This window comes from Ancylobacter defluvii (genome assembly GCF_018390605.1).
Classification (GTDB): Bacteria; Pseudomonadota; Alphaproteobacteria; order Rhizobiales; family Xanthobacteraceae; genus Ancylobacter; species Ancylobacter defluvii.
Window position 1 is genome coordinate 257251 of record NZ_JAHBGD010000005.1, and the last position, 20901, is coordinate 278151.

Annotated in this window: 17 protein-coding genes; 5 read left to right on the forward strand and 12 right to left on the reverse strand. The window is 64.3% G+C overall.

The genetic code is table 11. The features are described from left to right. Window positions 1-25: 25 nt before the first annotated feature. Window positions 26-1015, reverse strand: a complete 990-nt coding sequence (locus KHC24_RS03835) for an ABC transporter substrate-binding protein (protein WP_373878608.1) — start codon at window positions 1013-1015, stop codon at window positions 26-28. Between the two features lie 407 nt (window positions 1016-1422). Between KHC24_RS03835 and KHC24_RS03840 the strand changes: the two genes are divergently transcribed. Next, complete coding sequence (locus KHC24_RS03840; protein WP_213359488.1) at window positions 1423-4509, forward strand: cyclic nucleotide-binding domain-containing protein; 3087 nt, start codon at window positions 1423-1425, stop codon at window positions 4507-4509. Window positions 4510-4556: 47 nt separating this feature from the next. Here the strand turns inward: KHC24_RS03840 and KHC24_RS03845 are convergent, their stop codons facing one another. The 6 genes from KHC24_RS03845 to KHC24_RS03870 all read right to left on the reverse strand — a co-directional run bounded on the left by KHC24_RS03845 (window position 4557) and on the right by KHC24_RS03870 (window position 12454). Further along, on the reverse strand, window positions 4557-5078 hold the full coding sequence (locus KHC24_RS03845; RefSeq protein WP_213359490.1) for a hypothetical protein: 522 nt from the start codon (window positions 5076-5078) through the stop codon (window positions 4557-4559). A 48-nt stretch (window positions 5079-5126) separates the two neighbouring features. Beyond that, complete coding sequence (locus KHC24_RS03850) at window positions 5127-6359, reverse strand: gluzincin family metallopeptidase (RefSeq protein ID WP_213359492.1); 1233 nt, start codon at window positions 6357-6359, stop codon at window positions 5127-5129. Window positions 6360-6427: 68 nt separating this feature from the next. Beyond that, a complete protein-coding gene (locus tag KHC24_RS03855; RefSeq protein WP_213359494.1) occupies window positions 6428-7204 on the reverse strand; it encodes a TfuA-like protein in 777 nt (258 codons plus the stop codon). Continuing rightward, on the reverse strand, window positions 7204-8424 hold the full coding sequence (locus KHC24_RS03860) for a YcaO-like family protein (protein ID WP_213359497.1): 1221 nt from the start codon (window positions 8422-8424) through the stop codon (window positions 7204-7206). The genes KHC24_RS03855 and KHC24_RS03860 overlap by 1 nt, the downstream gene beginning before the upstream one ends. Further along, window positions 8421-11468, reverse strand: coding sequence for an ATP-binding protein (locus tag KHC24_RS03865; RefSeq protein ID WP_213359500.1), 3048 nt, complete (start codon window positions 11466-11468; stop codon window positions 8421-8423). Before KHC24_RS03865 ends, KHC24_RS03860 begins: the two co-directional genes overlap by 4 nt. A gap of 158 nt (window positions 11469-11626) precedes the next feature. Then, the gene (locus KHC24_RS03870) at window positions 11627-12454 is read right to left on the reverse strand and encodes an oxidoreductase (RefSeq protein WP_213359502.1); all 828 of its coding nucleotides are present in this window, start codon (window positions 12452-12454) and stop codon (window positions 11627-11629) included. A gap of 77 nt (window positions 12455-12531) precedes the next feature. On the opposite strand from KHC24_RS03870, the gene KHC24_RS03875 reads away from it, so the two are divergent. The 3 genes from KHC24_RS03875 to KHC24_RS03885 all read left to right on the forward strand — a co-directional run bounded on the left by KHC24_RS03875 (window position 12532) and on the right by KHC24_RS03885 (window position 15196). Then, window positions 12532-13467, forward strand: coding sequence for an AraC family transcriptional regulator (locus tag KHC24_RS03875; protein WP_213359504.1), 936 nt, complete (start codon window positions 12532-12534; stop codon window positions 13465-13467). Window positions 13468-13553: 86 nt separating this feature from the next. Continuing rightward, window positions 13554-14165 (forward strand): TetR/AcrR family transcriptional regulator, encoded by a 612-nt coding sequence (locus tag KHC24_RS03880; protein ID WP_213359506.1) that lies wholly within the window; start codon window positions 13554-13556, stop codon window positions 14163-14165. 515 nt (window positions 14166-14680) lie between these two features. Continuing rightward, a complete protein-coding gene (locus KHC24_RS03885) occupies window positions 14681-15196 on the forward strand; it encodes a hypothetical protein (protein WP_213359508.1) in 516 nt (171 codons plus the stop codon). A gap of 45 nt (window positions 15197-15241) precedes the next feature. Here KHC24_RS03885 and KHC24_RS03890 read toward each other — a convergent pair whose 3' ends face one another. Next, window positions 15242-15481, reverse strand: a complete 240-nt coding sequence (locus tag KHC24_RS03890; RefSeq protein ID WP_213359511.1) for a hypothetical protein — start codon at window positions 15479-15481, stop codon at window positions 15242-15244. A 490-nt stretch (window positions 15482-15971) separates the two neighbouring features. On the opposite strand from KHC24_RS03890, the gene KHC24_RS03895 reads away from it, so the two are divergent. After that, complete coding sequence (locus tag KHC24_RS03895) at window positions 15972-17198, forward strand: Hint domain-containing protein (protein WP_213359513.1); 1227 nt, start codon at window positions 15972-15974, stop codon at window positions 17196-17198. 383 nt (window positions 17199-17581) lie between these two features. Here the strand turns inward: KHC24_RS03895 and KHC24_RS03900 are convergent, their stop codons facing one another. The 4 genes from KHC24_RS03900 to KHC24_RS03915 all read right to left on the reverse strand — a co-directional run bounded on the left by KHC24_RS03900 (window position 17582) and on the right by KHC24_RS03915 (window position 20792). Continuing rightward, window positions 17582-17875: a YciI family protein gene (locus KHC24_RS03900; protein ID WP_213359515.1), complete on the reverse strand. Its 294-nt coding sequence runs from the start codon at window positions 17873-17875 to the stop codon at window positions 17582-17584. A 178-nt stretch (window positions 17876-18053) separates the two neighbouring features. Next, entirely contained in the window at window positions 18054-18683 is a 630-nt protein-coding gene (locus tag KHC24_RS03905; protein WP_213359517.1) for a UbiX family flavin prenyltransferase, read from the reverse strand. Between the two features lie 19 nt (window positions 18684-18702). Then, window positions 18703-20340, reverse strand: a complete 1638-nt coding sequence (locus KHC24_RS03910) for a UbiD family decarboxylase (protein ID WP_213359520.1) — start codon at window positions 20338-20340, stop codon at window positions 18703-18705. A 23-nt stretch (window positions 20341-20363) separates the two neighbouring features. Next, window positions 20364-20792, reverse strand: a complete 429-nt coding sequence (locus tag KHC24_RS03915) for an SRPBCC family protein (protein ID WP_213359521.1) — start codon at window positions 20790-20792, stop codon at window positions 20364-20366. Between the last annotated feature and the right edge of the window lie 109 nt (window positions 20793-20901).

Consider the following 20901-nt stretch of genomic DNA (forward strand, 5'->3'; position numbering starts at 1 on the left):
GGGCGGGCTCGACGGGTTGTTCGAACTATTCGATCACCATGTCGGCGCTGCTCAGCAGCGCCGGCGGAACGGAGAGCCCCAGCGCCTGCGCGGCCTTGAGATTGATGAACAGCTCGACCTTGGTGACACGCTGCACCGGCAGATCGGCCGGCTTCTCGCCCTTGAGGATGCGGCCGGCATAGATCCCGGTATGGCGGTGCGATTGCAGGAAGTCGCCGCCATAGCTCATCAGCCCGCCGGCCAACGGGAAGTCGCGCGACTGGGTGATGGTCGCGACGCCATGTTGCGCGGCGAGTTCGGCAAGCCGCCGGCTGCGATAGGCGAAATAGGGATCGGACGTGAAGACCAGACCGCCGGCACCCATGTCGCGGGTCGCGGTGAACAGCTCCTCGAACGCATCCGAATGATTGGCGTTCAGCACCCGCAGCTCGACGCCGAGCGTAGCGGCTGCGGCGTCGAGGTTGGTCAGCTGGGATTTCACCGTCGGGCTCGTCGGATTGGCCGCGACCGCGAAGAGTTTCGCCTGCGGGAACAGCTCGCGCATGAATTCCAGCCGCTTGCGCGAGACCTCGACGCTGAGGCTCGTCACCCCGGTCATGTTGCCGCCCGGCCGGGCGAGGCTGTTCACGAGGCCGAGCGCCACCGGGTCGCCGCCGAGTTCGAACACGATCGGGATGGTGCTGGTGGCCGCTTTCGCCGCCAGCGCCACCTCTGCGCCGCCGGGTGCGACCAACACCGTCACGCCGGCGGCCGCGAGTTCCTTCGCCAGCGCCGGCAATTGGCGATAGTGCCCGTCTGCCCAGCGGAACAGCATCGAGAGGTCGCGGCCTTCGACATAGCCGGTCTCGGCCAAGCCCTCGGCGAAGGCGCCGAGGCGGCTGGCATAGCGTTCCGGGCTCTCGGAGCCGAGATAGCCGATCACCGGCAAGGCAGAGGGTTGGGCGCGCGCCGACCTCAAACCCATGGGCATGGCGCACATGGCGACCATCGAGGCGAGGAGGTCGCGCCGGCGCAAATCGGTTGCTGCCCGGCGGATGGCGAGCGGTTGCGACAGGGGTTCGTTTCGGCCTGCGACCGGCATGGCTGCCACCGCGCTCAGCGGAACCTAGCTTCATTCGGGCATCGATCATCATAGTCGCACCGGCGCGGCGGCGGAAGGTGTTGCCTCCGGCTCGCAAGACGCAGCGTCACGCCGCCAGGCGAACGGGGCGGCGTCGACCCTTACGCTGCCACCGGTCCCCTCGATCTGCTATGATGGTTCCGGAAAAGCTGCGCTGGGCAGACCATGTCCCGTATCGCGTTCGCAGAGTCTCCCGCCGGACGGCCGGCAAGAGCGGTCCTCGCGGATCGGATGTCCGCCTGTTCGCGCCACGGGGCGTGGGCACGCGCCGGCCGGTTCCTCTTTGCATACATCTTGAAGATATGATCGGTATCTTCGATTATATCTGGAGAAATAGCCGGCGCGAGCAGGTGAAAATCCTGATCATCGTCTGCCTGTCGCTTCCCTTCTATTATCTCTCCCTCGACCTGCCGAAATACATCATCTCCGATGCCTTGCAGGGAAGGGCCTTCCCCGCGGGACAGCAAACCGCCCGTCTGTTCCACGTCACGCTGCACCTGCCGGCGGCGCTCGGCGGCACTCGCACGCTTTTCGAGGGCGTGTGGCTTGATCGGATCTCCTATCTCTTCGTTCTGTCCGGGATCTTCCTGCTGCTGGTGCTGATCAACGGCGCGTTCAAATATGTCGTCAACATGCGCAAGGGCGCTTTGGGCGAGCGGCTGCTCCAGCGCCTGCGGTTCGACCTGTTCTCGGCGCTGCTGAGCTTCAAGCCCGAGGCGTTCCAGCGCATCAAGCCCTCCGAGGCCGCGACCGTCATCAAGGACGAGGTCGAGCCGATCGGCGGCTTCGTCGGCGATGCGTTCGTCCAGCCGGTGTTTCTCGGCGGGCAGGCGCTGACCGCTCTGCTGTTCATCCTGGTGCAGAATCTCTGGCTCGGCCTGATCGCGCTGGGCATGATCCTCGTTCAGGGCACCATCATTCCGCGCCTAAGACGCGAACAAATCCGCCTTGGACGCCAGCGCCAGGTCGTGTCGCGCGCCTTTGCCGGCAAGATCGGCGAGGTGGTGGAGAGCATCGGCGAGATCGCCAATCACGGGACTTCCGCCGTCGAGAAAAGCCAAGTATCGCAGCGGCTGGAGCATCTCTTCGGCATTCGCTACCGGCTGTATGAGCGCAAATTCGCGGTCAAGATGCTCAACAACCTGCTGGCGCAGATCACGCCCTTCCTGTTCTACGCGGTGGGAGGCTTCTTCGCCCTCACCGGGCGCCTCGATCTCGGCCAGCTCATCGCCGTCATCGCCGCCTATCGCGATCTGCCGCCGCCGGTGAAGGACCTCATCGACTGGGACCAGCAGCGGCTCGACGTCGAGGCGAAGTTCCAGCAGGTGGTCGAGCATTTCGGCCTGAAGCGGGACGATTTCATGCGCCCGCCGGCTGCAGATCACGGCGAGGTCGCGGCTCTTCCCGTCCAGGGTGCCATCGTGGCGCGCGGCCTCACCGTGGTGACCCCAACCGGTGACTGCGTGCTGGATCGCCTGACGCTCACCTTGCCGATGCAACGGCACATCGCCCTTTCCGGAGAAGCGGGCGAAGGAGCCGGCATCCTCGCCCAGCTGCTGGGCGGCGGGCTCACCGCCCGCGACGGCACGCTGACGCTGGCCGGGGTCCCGCTGGCCTCGCTGTCTCGCGCGGCGCGCGGGCGCCTCATCACCTATGTCGGCCCCGAGCCGGTGATCCTCGACGGCAGCCTGCGCGACAACATCCTCTATAGTTTGCGGCGCGTGGCGGCCGGGGAGGGCGGCGGGCCCGGCTGGGCCATCGACCCGTCCCGCGCCGCGGCCGTCGACGATGCCGAGCTGTCGGGCAAATTGCTGGCGGTGCTGCGGATCGTCGGGCTGGCCGAGCCGGTGTTTCGTCTCGGCCTCGCCCGCAAGCTGGATGTCGAGGCTCCGGGCGAGATCATCAGGCGCATTTTCGAGCTGCGTACCCGCATCCGCGACGCGCTTGCCGCGCGCGGCGCCGGCGCGGCGATCGAGCCCTATGCGCCGGAGCGCTACATCCGCAACGCGACCATCGGCGAGAACATCCTGTTCGGCGTGCCGAACGATCCCGCCTTCGTCGGAGCCGACCTCGCCGGCCATGAGCCGATCCGCCGTCTGCTCGCCGAGCTGGGCCTGATGGCGCCGCTGATCGAGATCGGGCACCGGATGGCGGCCACGATGGTCGAGATCTTTCGCGACCTTCCGCCCGGCCACGTGCTGTTCGAACGCTTTTCCTTCATCGAGAGCGAGGACTTTCCCGGGTATCGCGAATTGCTCGGCCGTTTCGAGGCCGACAACGCTCTCGAGGGGGATGCCACCCGGCTTCTCGGCCTTGCCTTCCTCTATGTCGAACCGCGCCATCGCCTCGGTCTGCTGGATGGCGACATGGAGAAGCGCTTGCTGGCGGCGCGGGTGGCTTTCCACGAATGGGCCGATTCAGCGTCGGACACGTCGATCGCCTTCTATGACCCCCGAGAGTACTGCGCCACCGCGCCGTTGCGCGACAATCTGCTGTTCGGATCGGGCGCGCAGGATGCCGCCGATGCCGTGATCCGCGAAACATTGGAGGAACTCGGCCTCGATGCCGATGTCTATCAATGGGGCCTCGAACAACCGGCGGGCTATGCCGGCCGGCTGCTGTTTCCGGCAATGAAGGCACAGCTCGGTCTGGCGCGGGGCCTTATCAAGCAGCCCGAGCTGCTCATCCTCAACCATGCCTTCGGGGCCTTCAGCCGAACCGAGGGGCAGCAGATCCTCGGCCGCATCCGCGCCGCCATGGCCGGCCGTACGCTGGTCGTGGCGGGCAGCGATCTGGGCGGCGATTCCAGCTACGACCTGCATGTCGCGTTCGAGGGCGCGCGGCTGGCCGCCGTGCAGGACGCGGCGGGCACGGTGGCGCCCCCCGATGTTCCGGCTCCTCCCGAGACGACGCCCGCGGGTACCGGCGTCTCACCCGAGCGCGAGGAGGAAATCCGCGCCCTGCGCTCCGTCTCGATCTTTGCCGATCTCGACACGGCGCAGCTGAAGCTGCTCGCCTTCACCAGTGAACGCGTCGTCTTCGCGGCCGGCGACGTCCTCTTCCGCCAGGGCGACGAATCCGACGTCGCCTATGTGCTGGTTTCGGGGGCGGTCGACATCCTGATCGAGGCCGACGGCGGGCCGCCGGTGCGCGCCTCGGCCGTCGCCCATCACGCGATCGTCGGCGAGATGGGGCTCGTTACCGGCGATCCCCGCTCGGCCACCGTCGTCGCGACCACGTCCGTCGAGGCGCTACAGCTGCGCAAGGAGGTGTTCCTGGCGCTGTTGGCCGAGTTCCCGCCAATGGCGCTGTCGGTGATGCGGCTTATGGCGAGACGCCTCCAGGACAATCTCGCCGCCATCCGCGAGCGGGAGCGGGAAGGCGGCTGATCGCCATTTCGGCAGGCCCAATCGCGGCCAGCCTGTCTCACGTTCGGCTACGATCCGCCGCCTCGGTTGAGCCGCCCCCCGCGATGGGCGAGTTCCATGTGATTTCCATAGGTGTTCGGCAGGCGATTGCCCGGCAGGTTCGCGGCGAGGATCAGCTCTTCCGCCAGTCCGGTGGCGATGGAGACGTCGAGCAGCATGGTCTTCGAGGTGATGCGCCACATCTCATACGACTCGTCGAAGCCGCAGCCCTCGGCTTTGCGGCTGGCGACCGCCGGTGCCAGAAACAGCAGGCGCGGCCGGTCGAAGCGGTAGCAGCTGCCCTCGAAGCCATAGCCATAGGCGACGATGAATGACACCTGCTCGTCGCCGAGAGGCCGCGCAGCCGGTGGATCTTCCGCCTTGTGGGCCTGGAGGCGCAGGACGATGCCGGGTCGATCCGATGCGACGCCCGGGTCGAACGGTATGTCGGCGAAGGTGCAGCCGGCATTGAGCTTCACGCCATAGAGCAGGATCTCATTGGGCCGGTAGACGGGTGGTTCCGCGGGCGCCGGCGTATTGTCTGACAGCATGGTGGTCACTCCTTCGCTGTTCCCGAACCGCCATGCGGTCCCTTGCTCTCAAGGCCGTGAGAGCCACTGCATCTGTCCTGGCGCCAGCAGAACACCACGCCAGGCGAGACAAGCTTCAAAGCGGTCGGCAAAGCGGCGGGCACTGCCGTTGTCGGCGGTGCGGATCAGGGCCTCGGCGGCATCCGCATAGGTCAGCTGCGCGGGATCCAGCAGCCGCCAGGAACCCAGCAATGTGCTGCCGAGAACATCCCGCGCCTCCTCAAGCACGGCCTTCGCCGCGAAATGGCGGCGCTCATAGTCGATCAGCGATGCGGAAAGCTCCTGTTCGAGCCGCTCCTCCGGCAACTCGCTGCGCAGGTTCCAGAAGGTGCGGGGGTCGAGATCGGAAAGGCCGCGCTCGAAGAGCAGCAGCTGGTAGATCTCGATCAGCGTATCGAACAGCGCACCGGCGAAGGGCTTGGATAGATCGTGCACTTCGCGGCCGACATCCGTCATCTTCAGGGAATGATTGAAGCGACGGACCTCTTTCTCGTCACTCAGCTCGGCGAAGCGATCGAACTCGTTGGTGAGCAGCAGATTGCCGCGGGTACGCCGGAGGATGAGGTCGAGCGCGGTATCGAAATGCAACAAGCCAAGCAGCGCGATGACGTCCGAGACCGCCTCGTGATAGGCGAAATAGTCCCGCGGTGGCTCGCGTCGCGGCACGCCCATGGCGCCGAACAGCACGAGATGCCCGACTTCGTGGGCCACGGCATCGAAATTGAGGGCGAAAGGCCGCGGATCGCTGCGGACACGCTCCTCGCCGAGTTCGAGAAAGCCGAAGCCGGATTGGGCGTTGTCCCAGTCGAGCTGCGGCACGATCTCCAGCCGCTCATAGGTCGGCTGGAAGAACCACGGGATTTCCTCGCCCCAATAACTTTCGCAGATGTCGAGCACCCGCCGCACGCAGGCGAAGACGTGCGCGGCCTGAAATTCCCGCGTGCCGATCGGCAGCCGGTCGAAATGCCCGTCCGGTCCGGGCATGACGGCCGGGTAGGCGCGCCCCGTGTAAGGCGGGAGATAGGGGGACTGGTAAGGCGGCTTCATGCCGACGGGATCGACGACATACATGCGATCATCCGCCGGGCCGGCGGTCACGCCGCCGAGCGGCGTGGATATCCAGACGGTTTCGGGTCGCTCATAGCCGGGAATGAAGGATGGCTGGGGGAAAACGAGGAAACGGGTGCCGAGCCGAGCGATGTCAGCGTGTGTCGTCGCGCGCACTGCGCTCCCGCCATGCATGGTCGCTCTCCACCCAGCGTTGCACAGCCTGTCATGCTGTACCGTCGCTGTCATGATCGCGATTGTACTTACGGGACGTCCGCGATGTCCGATGTGAGAAGGCCGGCGGCGTCGAGGTCGTGAGCCCAGGCTTCGGTCAGGCGGAAGGCCGGCCGCACGGCCGGCGGGCCTGGCAAGCCCGGCGTTGCCGCCAGCCGCCGTAGCAGGCCGATGGCGTCGGCCCGTTTCTGGTCGATGGCGTTGTCGGGCCACCAGCGTTCGAAGCGGCCGAGCTCGGCATGGGTCTCCGCCGGCAGCACGCTCCGTGCCGAGGCGATGATGGGCGCATAGAGCCGATCGATGAAGTAGGTGCGGCGGGCGACGGTCTCGATGGCACGCCGCAGCGCCTCGGAGAGGATGCCGGCGCGGCGGGCGGCACCCAATGTCAGGCGGATGTTGATGAGGGCGTCGCTGAGCGGCGCGGCGCCGAGTTCGGCAGGCATCATCGCCACCGCCACCTCGTCATCGTCGGCGAAGGGCGTGCGGCGGTACCAGCGATAGATCAGGCCATGGCCCTGCATGCCGACAGGCCCCAGTTCCGCCGCGCGTACTGCGCCGATGCTCGCCGCGCCAATCACCGGGATATTCTGCGCCAGGGTCCAGAGGATTTCCTTGTGCCGGACGGCGGGCACGCGGGAGAAGCTGCCGTCGATCAGCACCACCAGCCTTGGCTTCAGCGCCCGCACGGTCCGGACCAGCGAGCCCTGTTCGGCGGGCGGCAGATAGGTCGCCTCCAGGCACTCCATCGCCCGCTCCCGCGGCAGCGTGGGACCGAGGAACACGACGATGTCCTCCCGCGATGTCATCAGGCCACCCCAACTGGGACATGGCGCAGCGGCGGCACGACCAGGCGGATGACGTAGATTTCCGGGTCGGGGAGGTGGAACAGCGGCACGGCGAGCGCCGCATGGGCGCCGGCCCGCTCGAGTGCCCGCAGCAGGCGGTCGAGCGCCTCGGGCGCGCCTCCCGGTGCCATCACCTCCCGTGGCGGCGAGGAAGGGCAGGTGCGCGCGAGAATTTGGCGGCGCCATCCATCAAGGCGGCGGCGATCGTGCCGCTCGGGGTAGAAGCTGCGGGTGATATCCTCCCGCGCGCCGGCTATTGCCGTCGCCCGCGCCTGGCAGGCCTCCATCAGCGCTTTTGCCAGGGCGGCATCATGGGTGAAATCGCAGCCGAACCCCTCGCCGGGCAGTGGAGCGACTTCCTCGGTCCCCTCCTTCTCGACGACATGGCACCAATAGATGGGAAGGCCGTGCTCCGCCTCCACGCGCCAGATGCCGGCGACGAGCCCGGCCTCGTCGAGGCGGGCGAGCACGTGCGCCGACAGCGGCCAGTCGATGGCTGAGGAAGCAAGTTGCGAGCGGTCGAAGAAGTGCGGCTCGCGTGCGGCAGCCGCGACGCCGGCCCGCTCCAGAACCTCGAGACCGGCATGGATGATGGCGCCATGCAGCGTTCCGGCCGCCGCCAGCCCGGTCGTCGTGCGCGGAAACGCCACCGGGTGCGGCGAAGGGTAGGTATAGACGGTGTCCACCAGCGCCGCCGGCACCGGCAGGCACCGATCGGTGAACAGGTCCCAGCCGTCGATCCACCGCAGGGCGATCCGGTCCCATCCCGGATCGCCGCGATGGACGAGGCTGCCGGCATAGAGTCGGCGCAGGTCGCCCTTCATGTCGATGGCGGCCCGCGTCGTGAGCCGCGCCGGCTCGATCTGCTCGCCGGCCCAGCTCTCCAGCGCCTCCATCAATCCCGAGGCGGCCGCACGCCAGGGATCGAGACCCTTGCCTTGGGAGACGACATTGGACAGGGCAAGCGGGCGTACCACTTGCGTCACCACGATGCCGGTGCGATCGAGCCGCGTTATCGAGCCAAGGCGGGTGATGCCGAAGCGGTGCCGCCGGTCCAGGACGCCGCGCACCAGGGCTGCGGTGCGTGCATTGATCTCGGCTGGCGACAAGGCCGGCCGCGCGCGCTCATGCGCCAGCGAGACGATCAGGCTGGCGGGCGAGAGCGGATCGCCGGCAATCATGGTGGTGGAACATCAGGAAGGCCGAGCTGCCCGAGATCCGCCCGGGCTCGCGAGACGAGCGCCGCGGCGGCGTGGCTCTCCGCCAGTTCGATGGCGCGATGGAGATCGGCGGCAGCCTCTTCGGCGCTCGCCCCCAGCGCGTGGCGCAGGCGGCTCCGGCGTCGATAGAGTTCCGGTAGCCAGAAGACTTGCCCGCTCTGGCTGCTGCCGGCGATCGCCCGGTCCATGATGGCCAGCGCCTCATCGAATAGGCCGGCCTGCGCCAGCAGTTCGGCCTCCATGTCGTGATAGATCGGCAGGTTCTCCTCCGTGCCGATTTCCCGTTGCAGGGCGAAGCCTTCGTTGAACTCGGCGAGGCCCTGCTTCTCGTCGCCGAGCAGGGCGCGGGCCCAGCCCCCGAAGAGCTTTGCTTTGGCCCGTCCGCCCGGCAGCGACCGCTCCTCGGCGATGGCGCGCATGCGTCCGGCCACCGAGAGCGCGCCGTGCAGGTCATGCCGGTAGCGCGACAACCCGACGGCATAGTCGAGTGCGTGGAACACGCTGTCGGGATGAGCGAGCCGCTCGGCCCAGTCGAGCGCCTCCTTCATGGAGCGGGCCGAACCCGCCTCGTCTCCGGTGAACCACAGTGCAAGGGCGCGCTCGCCGAGGCCGCACACCCTGGCGTCGTGGCCGCCATAGCGGAAGCTGCCCAGGCGGGCGCGATGCTCGTCGTAGAGCGCCAGTCCGGCCTTGATGCAATCGAGGCAGTAGGCATGCCGGCCGGCGTCGAAATTGGTCGCCCACGCGCAGTGGAGCGATTGCAGGCGCACCTCCGGATCGGCGGTCTTCTCAAGGTCGCGGACGATGATATCCGAGCGGGTCTTCTGAGCTTCGTAGCTCGGTGCGGTGAACCACCAGCCCCAGTAAAGCGGGAACCATCTCGCCCGATCCTGCGCCGCCGACGTGCCGCAAAGCGCGACACCCTGATCGTACACCGCACTGGCCTGTGGCGAGCCTCTGCCGAATAGAGCCGCCGCCACCGGGCCGCGAGCCGACAGCAGGTCCAACTGCAATGCATGGGCGATATCCGGAGCCATCTGCTCCAGCTGCCGTTGGGCGAAATTCAATAGCCGGTCCGCTTCGATCATTGCCGAACGGGCAATGCACCCTGCCGCAGCGCTTATCGCGCATCGCGCCGCATCGAACGGTCGCTCGGCCTGCTCGTAATGCCAGGCGAGCATGTCGTCCGCGAGAGGCGGGACCTCTCCAGAGGTGACGAGCTGGATGATATGCGCCTGCAACTGACGTCGTTCGACCTTCAGCAAGCTCTCATAGGCGGCCTCCTGGATCAGCACATGTCGGAAGCGGTAGGTTCCCTCTGCCTCGGCGGCCCCGGCAGAGAAGATACCGGCCTGCACCAGTTGTCGCACAGCTTGTTGGAGCGGAAGCGCCAAGGCTTCGGAATCCACGAGGCGGCCAAGGAGGTCGAGATCGAATTCGCGCCCGATGGCCCCGGCGACCTGGGTGAGCCTGCGCAACGGGCCAAGGGTCGATAGACGGGCCGCGACGAGATCCTGCAACGACAAAATGGCACCGGAGGGGAGGGCCTGGTTCCAATCGATCGAAGATGAGGGGGAGGTGGCCGGATGCTTGTCCGATGTTTCCATGAGCAGGCAGGTCAGCTGCTCGGCGAATAGCGGGACGCCGTCGCTCCGCTGATGAACAAAGGCGGCAAGATCGTTGGGGGTGTCGGCTCCCCAGATCGACTGGCAAAGCTGCGACGTCGCGTTGGCGTCGAGGTGGGACAGCGGCAGCGAGAAGAGGTTGGCGCCTTCGATGCCATCGAGCCCCGTTTCATCGCGAGCGGTGACCACTGCCAGTATGGGCAGAGCACCGATGGCTGCCGGAAGCCGTTGCACGACCGTCGCGGTAAGGCTGTCGGCCCAATGGAAATCCTCAATGACGATCAAGCACGGATAGGTTCGTCCACACAGAAGGCGCAGCATCGCGTTCTGGCACCGGACGCGGCTTTCCTCCGCCGCAAGGCCGAGGTCGACCGATGCCGGTGCCTGCAAGCCGATATGTTGTCGGTAGAGAAACGCGATGGTCTCTGCGTCTTGTTCCGATAGGTCGAGTTGTTGGCTGCGAAGATAGGCGTGGACATGTGCGTTCAGTTCGGCGCCGCCGGCCGCGGCTCCGAGTTCGTGTTCCAGATGGTCCAGAAATGGGTGAAGAGGACGGATATCCCCGCGTGGCTTGCATTGGAGTACGATGACGGGGACGGATGCCGACATGTCGTTTCGAAGTTCGGCGACCAACCGCGACTTGCCGATGCCGGCTTCTCCGTGAATCGCGACGAGCCGTCCCTTACCCTCGCGCGCCGATGCCCAGTGTTGGCGACAGAATGCGAGCTCTCTCTCCCTGCCGATGAGCGGGGCGCCGACGCGGCGGCTTGCCGAGAAGCGGTCGGCTGTCGGTCGGCGCGCCGCGACTCTCCAAAGACTGACCGGCTCGGAGAAGCCCTTCGGGAGATGTTCTCCGAGGGGCTCGAATTCAAATGCGCCGTGCGTCAGGCGATAGGTTGAATCGGCAACGACGACGCTGTTCGGAGCGGCATCTGTCTGGATGCGGGCGGCAAGGGCAGGCGCGATCCCGATCACCTCGATCTGGCCGGGCAGGCTGGTGCCTCGGGTTGCGGCCACGACCACCATGCTGGTGGCAATGCCAACCCGGACCTTCAGACGCTCGCCTTGCTCATGTTGCAGTAGTTTGCAGCGGGCAATGAGGTCCAGGGCGGCATTGACGGCACATTCGGCCGCATCTTCCTGAGCGGTTGGAATGCCGAAATAGGCGCACCCCCCATCGCCCTGCAATTGTTGGACGGTGCCGCCAAACTTATGAATCGCCGCTATCGCCTCGTTGTGCAGCGCCCGTTGTATCGTCGCGACCATTTCCGGATCCAGGCGGGTGATCAACTCCACCGATCCGACGATGTCGTAGAACAGCGCCGTCACCTGCAGGCGTTCGCCTGATAGCGCGACTGGTTGGACCTCACTGGCCGGCATCTGTGGCGAGCTCCGTGAAGAGGACATATTAACCCATGCAGGCGATGCCGTGCGACAGATCTGATCCGCGGCCGCCAGGTTCGCGAATGGCCCCTGCTGCCGGTTGACGGCCGTATCTCCGCGCGTGGCGACGGCCTGATCCGTATTGAGCCGCACTTTCAGGCATCGGTTGACGCGGTCACGGATTTCCAGGCTTCGATCTCCTGCTTGAGGCGCTCGATCCTATCCGACACCAATCCGAGGGCGTCGCTGCCAAGCAGGAGCTGGGGCGGCGGGTTGTCGGACTCGACCAGACGCAGAACGGCTGCCGCAAGCTTGTCGGGATCGCCAGGCTGCTGGCCGCTCCTGGCCTGCCGTGCCTGACGGATCGGATCGAACTGCGCGTCGTAGTCGGCGATTGACCGCTCGGTCCTGATCATCGAGCGTCCGGCCCAGTCCGTCCGGAAGGAGCCGGGGCACAAGGCCGTTACGTGGACGCCGAACGGTGCCATCTCCGCGCGCATGACCTCCGAAATGCCCTGAAGCGCGAATTTGCTTCCACAGTAATAGGCGATGCCGGGCATGGTGATCATACCGCCCATCGAGGTTACGTTGACGATGAACCCGCTGCGCCTTTCGCGGAACCGTGGCAGCAAGGCCTTGGCGACCGCGACGGCGCCGAAGACATTGACGTCGAACTGACGCCGCATCTCCTCAAGAGGCGACTCCTCCAGTGTCCCCTCGTGACCGTAGCCGGCATTGTTGATCAGTACGTTGATCGGTCCATGATCCTCTTCGGCCTGAGCGACGACGTCGGCCATCCGGTCGAACTCCGTCACGTCGCACAGAACGGATCGCGCTGCCGGCAGGCGTTCCGCAAAAGCCGCCCGTGCCTGTTCGGAGCGGACGGTGCCGATGACCTTATGGCCCTGGCGGATCGCGGCTGCCGCGATTGCGAAGCCGAAGCCGGAGTTCGCGCCGGTGATGAAGAAAATCTTCGGTGCCATGATTGGGGCTCTCTCCTTGATGGGGCCGTGCCCATGACAGATAATTTTCGGAGGGGCGGTCATCGATTGTAAAAACTATGAATACCTTGCCAAATCCTATGAAGGCGGACAGCGAGAGGCCGGAGCGTCGCGAGCTGGTGGAACTGGCGGGGCTCCTTGCCCCTTGCCATGGCTACAATCCGACAGCGCTACAGGGAGTCCGGATTCTCAGGACCGAGGCGCTCCTTCACGACATCCCCGTGCTCTACAAGCCGGGCGCGGTGTTCGTTCTGCAAGGTCGCAAGCAGGGCCTGCTCGAGGGAGAGGTCTATCTCTACGACGAGGAGCACTATCTCGCCGTGTCGGTTCCCGTTCCATTCCGAATGGAATCCGTGGCCAGCGCAGCACGGCCTTTGCTGGCGGTCTATGTCGAGTTCGACATGCGTCTGGCGGCCGAAATCGCCTCGGAAGTGAGCGCGGGACGTTCCGAGCCGACGGCCGGCCGGGTGAGGGGGCTGGTATCGAGCCGAATGGAGCCGAGTATCGAGGATGTCGTGCTGCGCCTCCTGCGGGCGTTGCGCGATCCTGTCGAACTCGCGGTTCTGGGAGGCAGCATCCTGCGCGAATTGCATTACCGGGTGCTCGTCGGCCCGCAGGGTGGGGCGATGATCTCGGCCCTGCAGCAGCGGGGCCGGTCCGGGAGGATCGTGCAGAGCCTCGCCCGGTTGCGAGAAACCTACGCCTCGCAGATCGCGGTCGCCGCGCTGGCGAGTGAAGCAGGCATGAGCGTTCCCTCCTACCACGTCCATTTCAAGGCTCTGACGGGTAGCAGCCCGATGCAATATGTGAAGGCGATGCGGCTCCACGAGGCACGCCTGATGATCGCGCGCCAGGACAGGACGATCGCGGAGGTCGCGGCATCGGTCGGCTACGCCAGCCCCGCCCAGTTCAGCCGTGACTTCAAGCGACATTTCCGACGTACGGCATCGGAGGAAGCCAAATGGGTGCGCCGGCATCTTGGCGAGCTTGCCTGAATGCCTCGGCAGGAAGGGTTGCTTGCCTGGTGCGCTGCTCTCCTCAAGGGATTTGACAGACTGCCTACTAGAAGGTAGGTATGGGCATGGGCAATCTGACTTCCACCTCCGACGACATCCTTGCTTGCGCGCGCTCTCTGATCGTCGCTGGCGGCTACAACGGCTTCAGTTACGCCGACATCGCGGATGTGGTCGGCATTCGTAAGGCGAGCATCCATCACCATTTTCCCAGCAAGCTCGATCTGGTTCGAACGCTGGTGGCGCGGTATCGGGAAGAAGCTAAAGCGGGGGTGGCGAAGCTTGAACTTCAGGTGTCCGACCCGCTTGATCAGCTTCGATTCTATGTCGGGTATTGGGAAGCCTGCATCGCCGACGCCAGCGCTCCATTTTGTGTTTGCGCGCTGTTGGCGAGCCAGCTCCCCGTCCTGCCCGAGGCGGTTGGCCTTGAGGTCCGCGCGCATTTCCGTTTCCTGTCGGAGTGGCTGACATCTGTGCTGGAGCGCGGCATGCAGCAGGGCCAGCTTCGACTGACGAGTAGCCCTCGTGCCGAGGCCGAAGCCTTCATGGCGACGGTTCACGGCGCGATGCTTTCGGCGCGGGCCTATGGTGATCCGAAGATATTCGCTGTCGTTACAGGTCAGCTCCTGGTGCGGCTCGCTTTGCGAATTCCCTGTGATGAAAGCCACGAGGCGCAATGATCGCGTTCGTGATCAAGCTGAAGGGAGCAAGGTGAGCGCCCGTAGCTCAATAGGTTTGGATTTCAAGACAGGTGGAACTTGAAATAAGCTAGTGTCCATGAACTAGTCACATCTCCATCTGCCAAGTGCCGCTACTAACCTGCCGCGCGTCTTGCGAGAGCGCAGCGTATGGACGGGATACTGGGAACACGGCGCCATGGTGAGGTGCTGGCAACTCGAACGGCGCTATCAGCGCTGGATGGCTGAGAAACGGACCTTTTGCCAATAGATGGATCCGACATCCATCGAGCATTACTGCGTACGGGACTGAACGAGTTGAACCTTTCATAGCCTCAGGAATCGAAGGTCGGCGGTGGCCGCCCCTCGTCGAGTGGTCCGGGCATGATGCGTTCATGATTGGCATGAAGTGCTCGGCCATCGCGGCCGGGTTTGACCTTTGAAGCCGTCCGCCAAGCTTGCTCTCTTTGGCTACCTACTAGTTGGAAGAATTTGACCGAACCTAAAAGGAGACCGATATGTTTGGAGTTTCACCCCTCGGCTGGGTGCATACGCTCGGCAGCTTGCCCGCTATTCCACTGGCGATCTATATGTTCGCCCGCCACGGACGGATTGTGCCGCGCTCAGTGCCCGGCGTCGTTTATTTCGTCTCGATGCTGATCGGCGCGACAACAGTGTTTCTCGTCGCGCATGAGCCGGTCAGCTACGGCATTGGCGCGGTGACGATCCTGCTGCTGTTCGCCGGATATGGCGTTGGCCGCATTTCGAGTTTCGGGCGTGCGGGCAAGTACCTCGAAACGATCTTGCTCAGCCTGACGGCGTTTCTGCTGATGTTGCCGACCGTTACCGAAATCCTGCGCCGTGTTCCGGACGGACACCCCTTGGTCACCGATCTGAACTCGCCGCTTCTCCTCGGCTCCCAAGCCAGTCTTCTCGTCATTCTCATTGTGGGTTTGACGGCCCAGATTCTCCATTTGCGGAGGCAGGGCAGGTTCGCGGCATTCGCCTCGCCAAGCAGGGCATCTGCTCGATGATGTCGGTGGCCAGATCATTCCATCGATAAGACTGAGAGGGCAGGCTCAGCGGGCTACATGCCGCTCGCGATAAGCCGGCAGCGCTCTCAAGGCGAAATCCATCAGGTGCTCCTCGTCCCGCTCGCCATGCCCCGTGGCTTCGATCAGAGCCAAGGCGAGGCGCGCGCAGATGTCCGGGCCGTCACCCTTGCTCTCCAATGTGGCTGCAACCTTCTGCATTTTGGTCATGCAACGGTCGAGCATTTCTGCGGTGTCGGCATCGAGGCGGGTGAACGGGGACGACATTTCTTGAACCTCACTTCGTTAGTCACGGCAGGTGGGGTTCATTAAAGCGCGGCGGCCGGACGCGCCCTCCAACCTTGCACGGTCTTTTTCATTCCGCATCGGGATATAGTCGTTCGATTTTTGTTCTCATGTCTCGATCATGGGAGCGAAGAAGCCGCCATCGCGCAGGCGATCGCCAACCATCCCCTGAGATCCCTCTGAGGGTGACTTCTCTCCTGATCGAGGCCGGCCGTTCCCTGAAGGCCGGACCCGTCAGGAGGGGGGCTTGGACTTCGAGAGGGGCCGTCCTTCCTGAAGGGCGAGGAGAGAGGGAAGGCGGCGTGCCGGGGAGGAAGACTATGATGGTGTCAAAAAGATCACATATTCGAAACAAATATGGATCATTTCTCGATAATTAGTTGCCTCAGCATCACCCAAATGGATCATGTGCCGCACGCCAAATCGGGTGGGGTGAGGTGTGACCTCCCGCTACGACGCATGGGAGGAAACTATGGCAACGATCAATATTGACCTCAGCGACTCCGACAAGACCGTAGGCTCGGGGTCGGTCGGGTATGATCCCAATTCCGCCACCACTATCGACATCGTGAATATCGGCGAAAGCTATACGCTGATCGTCGATGGCATCGATGCGTCTGTCGTATTCACTCGCTTGGGCGTCGATGTGCTGGCGCATACGACATTCGAAGCGATCAATGGTGCCAATCTCTATATCTGGCAGAACGGCTTGAGCCTGTCGGTAGGCAGCAGCCTGCGCTACGAGGTCGGTGATGCATCCAGCATCACCGTTCATCCCGGCAGCTTCAATTATGAAATATTGAGCAGCCATTCCGTGGATTTCATCGGCGAAGAGGCGGGAAGCTTCACCTATGAATTTACGTCCTCCGGCTCCGGGAAGCCCAGCTTTACGGTGAATGGTTTTAGCTATGGGGACTCGCTGAACGTTGCTGGATTGACCTATGCCAGCTTCGTCTATGATGCCGACACGGGTAATGCCGTCCTCATCTATGGCGATGACGCCGCAGGCAGCGTCACGTTCAACCTTGAGAATATGGACCAGAGCCTCGCGGAGCTGATCGCGGAAGATCCAGACGCCTATGTCGATGCATCGACCGGCGCTTTTGTTGCCCCGATGTGTTTTCTCGCCGGCACCCGCATCGCGTCACCCGAGGGCGAGCGCCTGGTGGAAGATCTCGTCATCGGGGATCTGGTACTCACCGTCTCCGGCGCGGCGCGGCCCGTGCGCTGGATCGGTCGCCAAACCATGCATCGCCATTTCGGGGAGCCGGATCGCGTGTGGCCGATCCAGATCGCCGCAGGCGCTCTCGATGACAACCTGCCTCGATACGATCTGTTCGTATCGCCGGACCATGCGTTGTTGATCGATGGAATGCTTGTCCAGGCCGGAGCGCTCGTCAATGGCACGTCAGTGATGCGCCATAGGCCGGCAGAGGTCCGGTTCACCTATTATCATATCGAGCTGGAGGACCATGCGCTGGTGCTCGCCGAGGGTGTTCCCGCGGAGACCTTCGTGGACAATGTGACCCGGCGCCGGTTCGACAACTATGCCGAGTTCGAGGCGCTCTATGGCGAGCCGAAGCAGACCATTGCCGAGATGGATCTGCCCCGCGTGAAGTCGGCGCGGCAACTGCCGGCCAGCATCCGGGAGCGGATCAAGGTGAGGGCGCGCGAAATCGGCGGTTCGGTGGCCGCGTAAATCGCGCGGCATCCGCAGCCCCGCCGGTCCATCGGCATGCGGGCCCCAAAACCTTCAGAATGCCGATACCTATGCCGGTGTCCTGACCTCCACGCCGATCGTCCGCGCCGAGATAGCGCTGTTTCTGTCTCCAGCCGGAACGTTGCGGAGTTCGCGTTCATCGGCGGTTTGAACTGCCGGTATTTGGAGGCGCTGCACCCTGAGGGGCAGGAGAGAGGCTCCTCAGAGGCATTGTCGTTTGACGTCAGGCCGCTTCGATTGCGCCGATCTGGCCGATGTCCCTGTAAGACAACTGACACATCACCGCCGGCAACTGGCGAGAGGCTTTCACTCGCGGCAGATCCAGTTCCGGCAAGGGTGCTTCGTGAGGGGCGCGTTGCCCCTCACGCGTTCACCACTCCGTCTTTCACGACAACCCGGAAGCCCTTCAGTTCTACTCGTTCGAACAGCCCGGCCTTGCTGTACGGGTCGTCGTTCACAAGCTTCTCCGCCGCCGCCTTGTCCTCCGCGTCGTAGACGATAATCGAGCCGCAGGGCTTGCCTTCCGCGTCAAGCATCGGGCCGGCAAAGACGATGCTGCCGGCTATCGCGCGGAGATAATCGAGGTGCTCAGGGCGGACCTCGAGGCGCAGAGGCAGGGCGCCGGGGCGGTCATAGGCGGTCAGGGCGAAGTGCATGCAAGGGCTCCAGTGATTGGTGAAAAGCATGGACTGAAGACGATCCCCGCAGCGGAGTGCCGGCATCGTCGAGCGAGACGCTGCGCGTTGCGTGTGCAGGTGGAACCGATCCGCGCATGGAGACAGTCAGCTTGTTTGTCTCCGATTGCCGATCCGCCCTCGGGATTGCCACGGTGGCTTATTGGCCTGTCGTCAGCTCGGCTGTCAGCGAAGTCGATCCATCTGTTGAGCCGTCGTCCTCCTCCCCCCAGCGGGGGAAGGCTTTCAGGTCCAGATCGAACAGATCGAGGACCCGGCCGATCGTGTGAGTGACCATGTCGTCCAGGGACTGAGGACGCGAATAGAAAGCCGGGACCGGCGGCGCGATGATGCCGCCCATTTCGGTGACCGCCAGCATGCTCTTCAGGTGGCCGGCGTGAAGGGGGGTCTCCCGCAGCATCAGCACGAGCCGGCGGCGCTCCTTCAGGCAGACGTCCGCCGCCCGGCTGATGAGGCCGGACGTCACCCCATGGGCGATGTCGCTCATGCTGCGCACCGAGCACGGTGCCACGATCATTCCCATCGTCCGGAAGGAACCGCTGGAAATCGGCGCCGCGATGTCGTTCGGCGAATAAACGACATCCGCGAGGCTGCGCAACTCCTCCGAAGACATGTCCGTCTCATAGGCGCGCGTCATCTCCCCCGCCTTTGAGACGATGAGATGGCTCTCGATCTGCAACTCCCGAAGCGCCTTCAGCAGCCGCACGCCATAGACGATGCCGGTGGCGCCGGTGATTCCCACCACCATGCGTCGGGGTGCTTTCCCCATGGTCAGATTCCTTGCGCCGTCATGCGAGGGTCGAGCCGACATGCCGGGGGTCGAAGTTCGACAGGGCTGCCGGCTTCGCCTCGAAGGCAAAGGGGCGGTCGGAGAGGGTGTAGCGGTACCACGGCGCGTCGTTCATGCGGCCGAGCTTGTGGCGCAGGCCGCCGAACGCCCCGTAGATCAGCTTGTAGGGCTGGCCGTGGAAATGCTTGAGGATATCGAGCCATGCGCGGGGTTCCGCACCAATGAAGGCTTCCATCTCGCGGGTGATCTCATCCTCGGTCATCGGCGTGAGATCGGCCGGCGGCTCGCCGAGATCGGTCACCGCGCTCTTGATGAACTCGTCCGGGTTCCAGCCGGCGCCCATCGGCTTGGTGCAGTCCATGCCGATCTTCGAGGCGACGCCGGGATCCGCGCATTTCGGATCGACCGTCATGGTGTTGCAGTCCTTGATCATGACGGTGTCACGATCCGGCATGTAGCGGAATGCCATGGCGGCGAGCACGGCCTGATCGTCCCAGATGTCGACGTCGTCGTTGAACACCATCGCCACCTTGGGCAGCCCCTGCTTGGAACAGGTGAGCATCAGTCCCAGCGCCTGCTTGGCGTCGCCGGCGCCGAGCGGCCGGATCTTGGCATAGGCGATGTTCGACAGGCCGCCGGCCGGGCTGCGCACTTCGACCACATCGATGCCGGCAAGGCGCAGCGCGCCATAGAGGTCAGCCTCGATGGCGGGAAGCTGCAACATGTTGTCGGTGTACCAGGGGTGCATGCCGCCAATGGTGCAATGCTGGTAGATCGGGTTCTTGCGGAACGTCATCGCCTTCACCTTGAGGCGATAATTGTGCTTCATCCCGCCGCCATACATGCCGGTGAACTCGCCGTAGGGGCCTTCGTCGAAGTTCAGCCCCTCGGTAGCCATCAACTCGCATTCGAGGACGAGTTCGGCATTGGCCGGCACCATCACGTCGATGGTCTCGCACTTCACCATCTTGGCCGGCGCGCCGTAGAAGCCGCCGAGTACCTCGAAATCGTCGGTGTCGCCGGGCACACCCACCAGCGCCGAGATCTTGTCGAGGATCGGGCCGCCAATGACCATGGCGACCTCGAGATTCTGCCCCTTCGCCGCCGCCGCCATCGCGTGGATGCGCTGGCGGTGCGAGGTGCAGGTCATGTCGACCGACTTCTCGTTCTTCGAGCGGAACATGGAGCGGTAGATGCCCCAGTCATAGACGCCGGTGTCCGGGTGCTTCGAGATGAACAGGTTGTCGTTTGTATAGGCATGGCCGTCGCGATCATGGTGCAGGAACAGCGGAAGCCGGGTCAGGTCGACCTCGTCGCCCTTCAGGATGACTTCCTTGCACGGCGCGGTATCGACCACTTCCCATTTGGCGCGCGACTTCGCCTTCTCGACCATCTTGCGGCCGGTCTGCGTCCTGTCGCACTCCATGGCCCAGGCATACATGTCCTGGTTGGAATAGGCGTTGGCGAGGACCGAGAACTCGCAGTCCTTGATCTTTTCGATCAGGACGGCCTTGGTCGGGTTGGCCTCGAGAGTCGTGGGAATCTGGTCGACGCGGATCTCGTCGGTGATACGGACGAGAAAGCCCGCAGCTTCCATGTCCCGTACGAAATCAGGAAGCGACTGCTGGGACGCCATGTGAGGGAATCTCCAGGTCGGATTCAGGAAAAGGCCGGGTCCGACACGCCGGATTCGGCGTATTCGCGCAGGTGATCCATCAGCACACCCCAGATGGTGTTGCACTTGATGAAATTGGCCTCGTCATGGGGCCAGCCGCCATGGGTGACGCGAACGCGGGTCCGTCCATCCTCAGTCGAACCAAAGGAGAAAGTCGCCGTGGTGCCGACGGCGTCGCCGGGGCCCTTGGTGCAGGTCCAGAGAATTTCTTCCGGGTCGTCCCGATCTATGCGCCAGGAAAATTCAGGTCGGCCAGAATATTTCAAATTCCAAAGCGTTCCGAGTTCGCCGCTTCCCTCGACGCCCGGAGTATTCCATCCGCGCAAGCCTTCGGCGGTGCTTAGCGCTTTTCTTACTTTTTCTGCGTCGGTGGAAATGTAGATCTCATGCTTCAGCGAATGTGCACCGGCCATTTGGCCCTCCCTTGGCGTGGCGAGATACTGATCCGAATGGCGCGCGCAAGGCAAGCGACCCTGCCGCGCGCAAATGTGTTGAACTGCGTTGGCGATTTCCGCTCGGGGG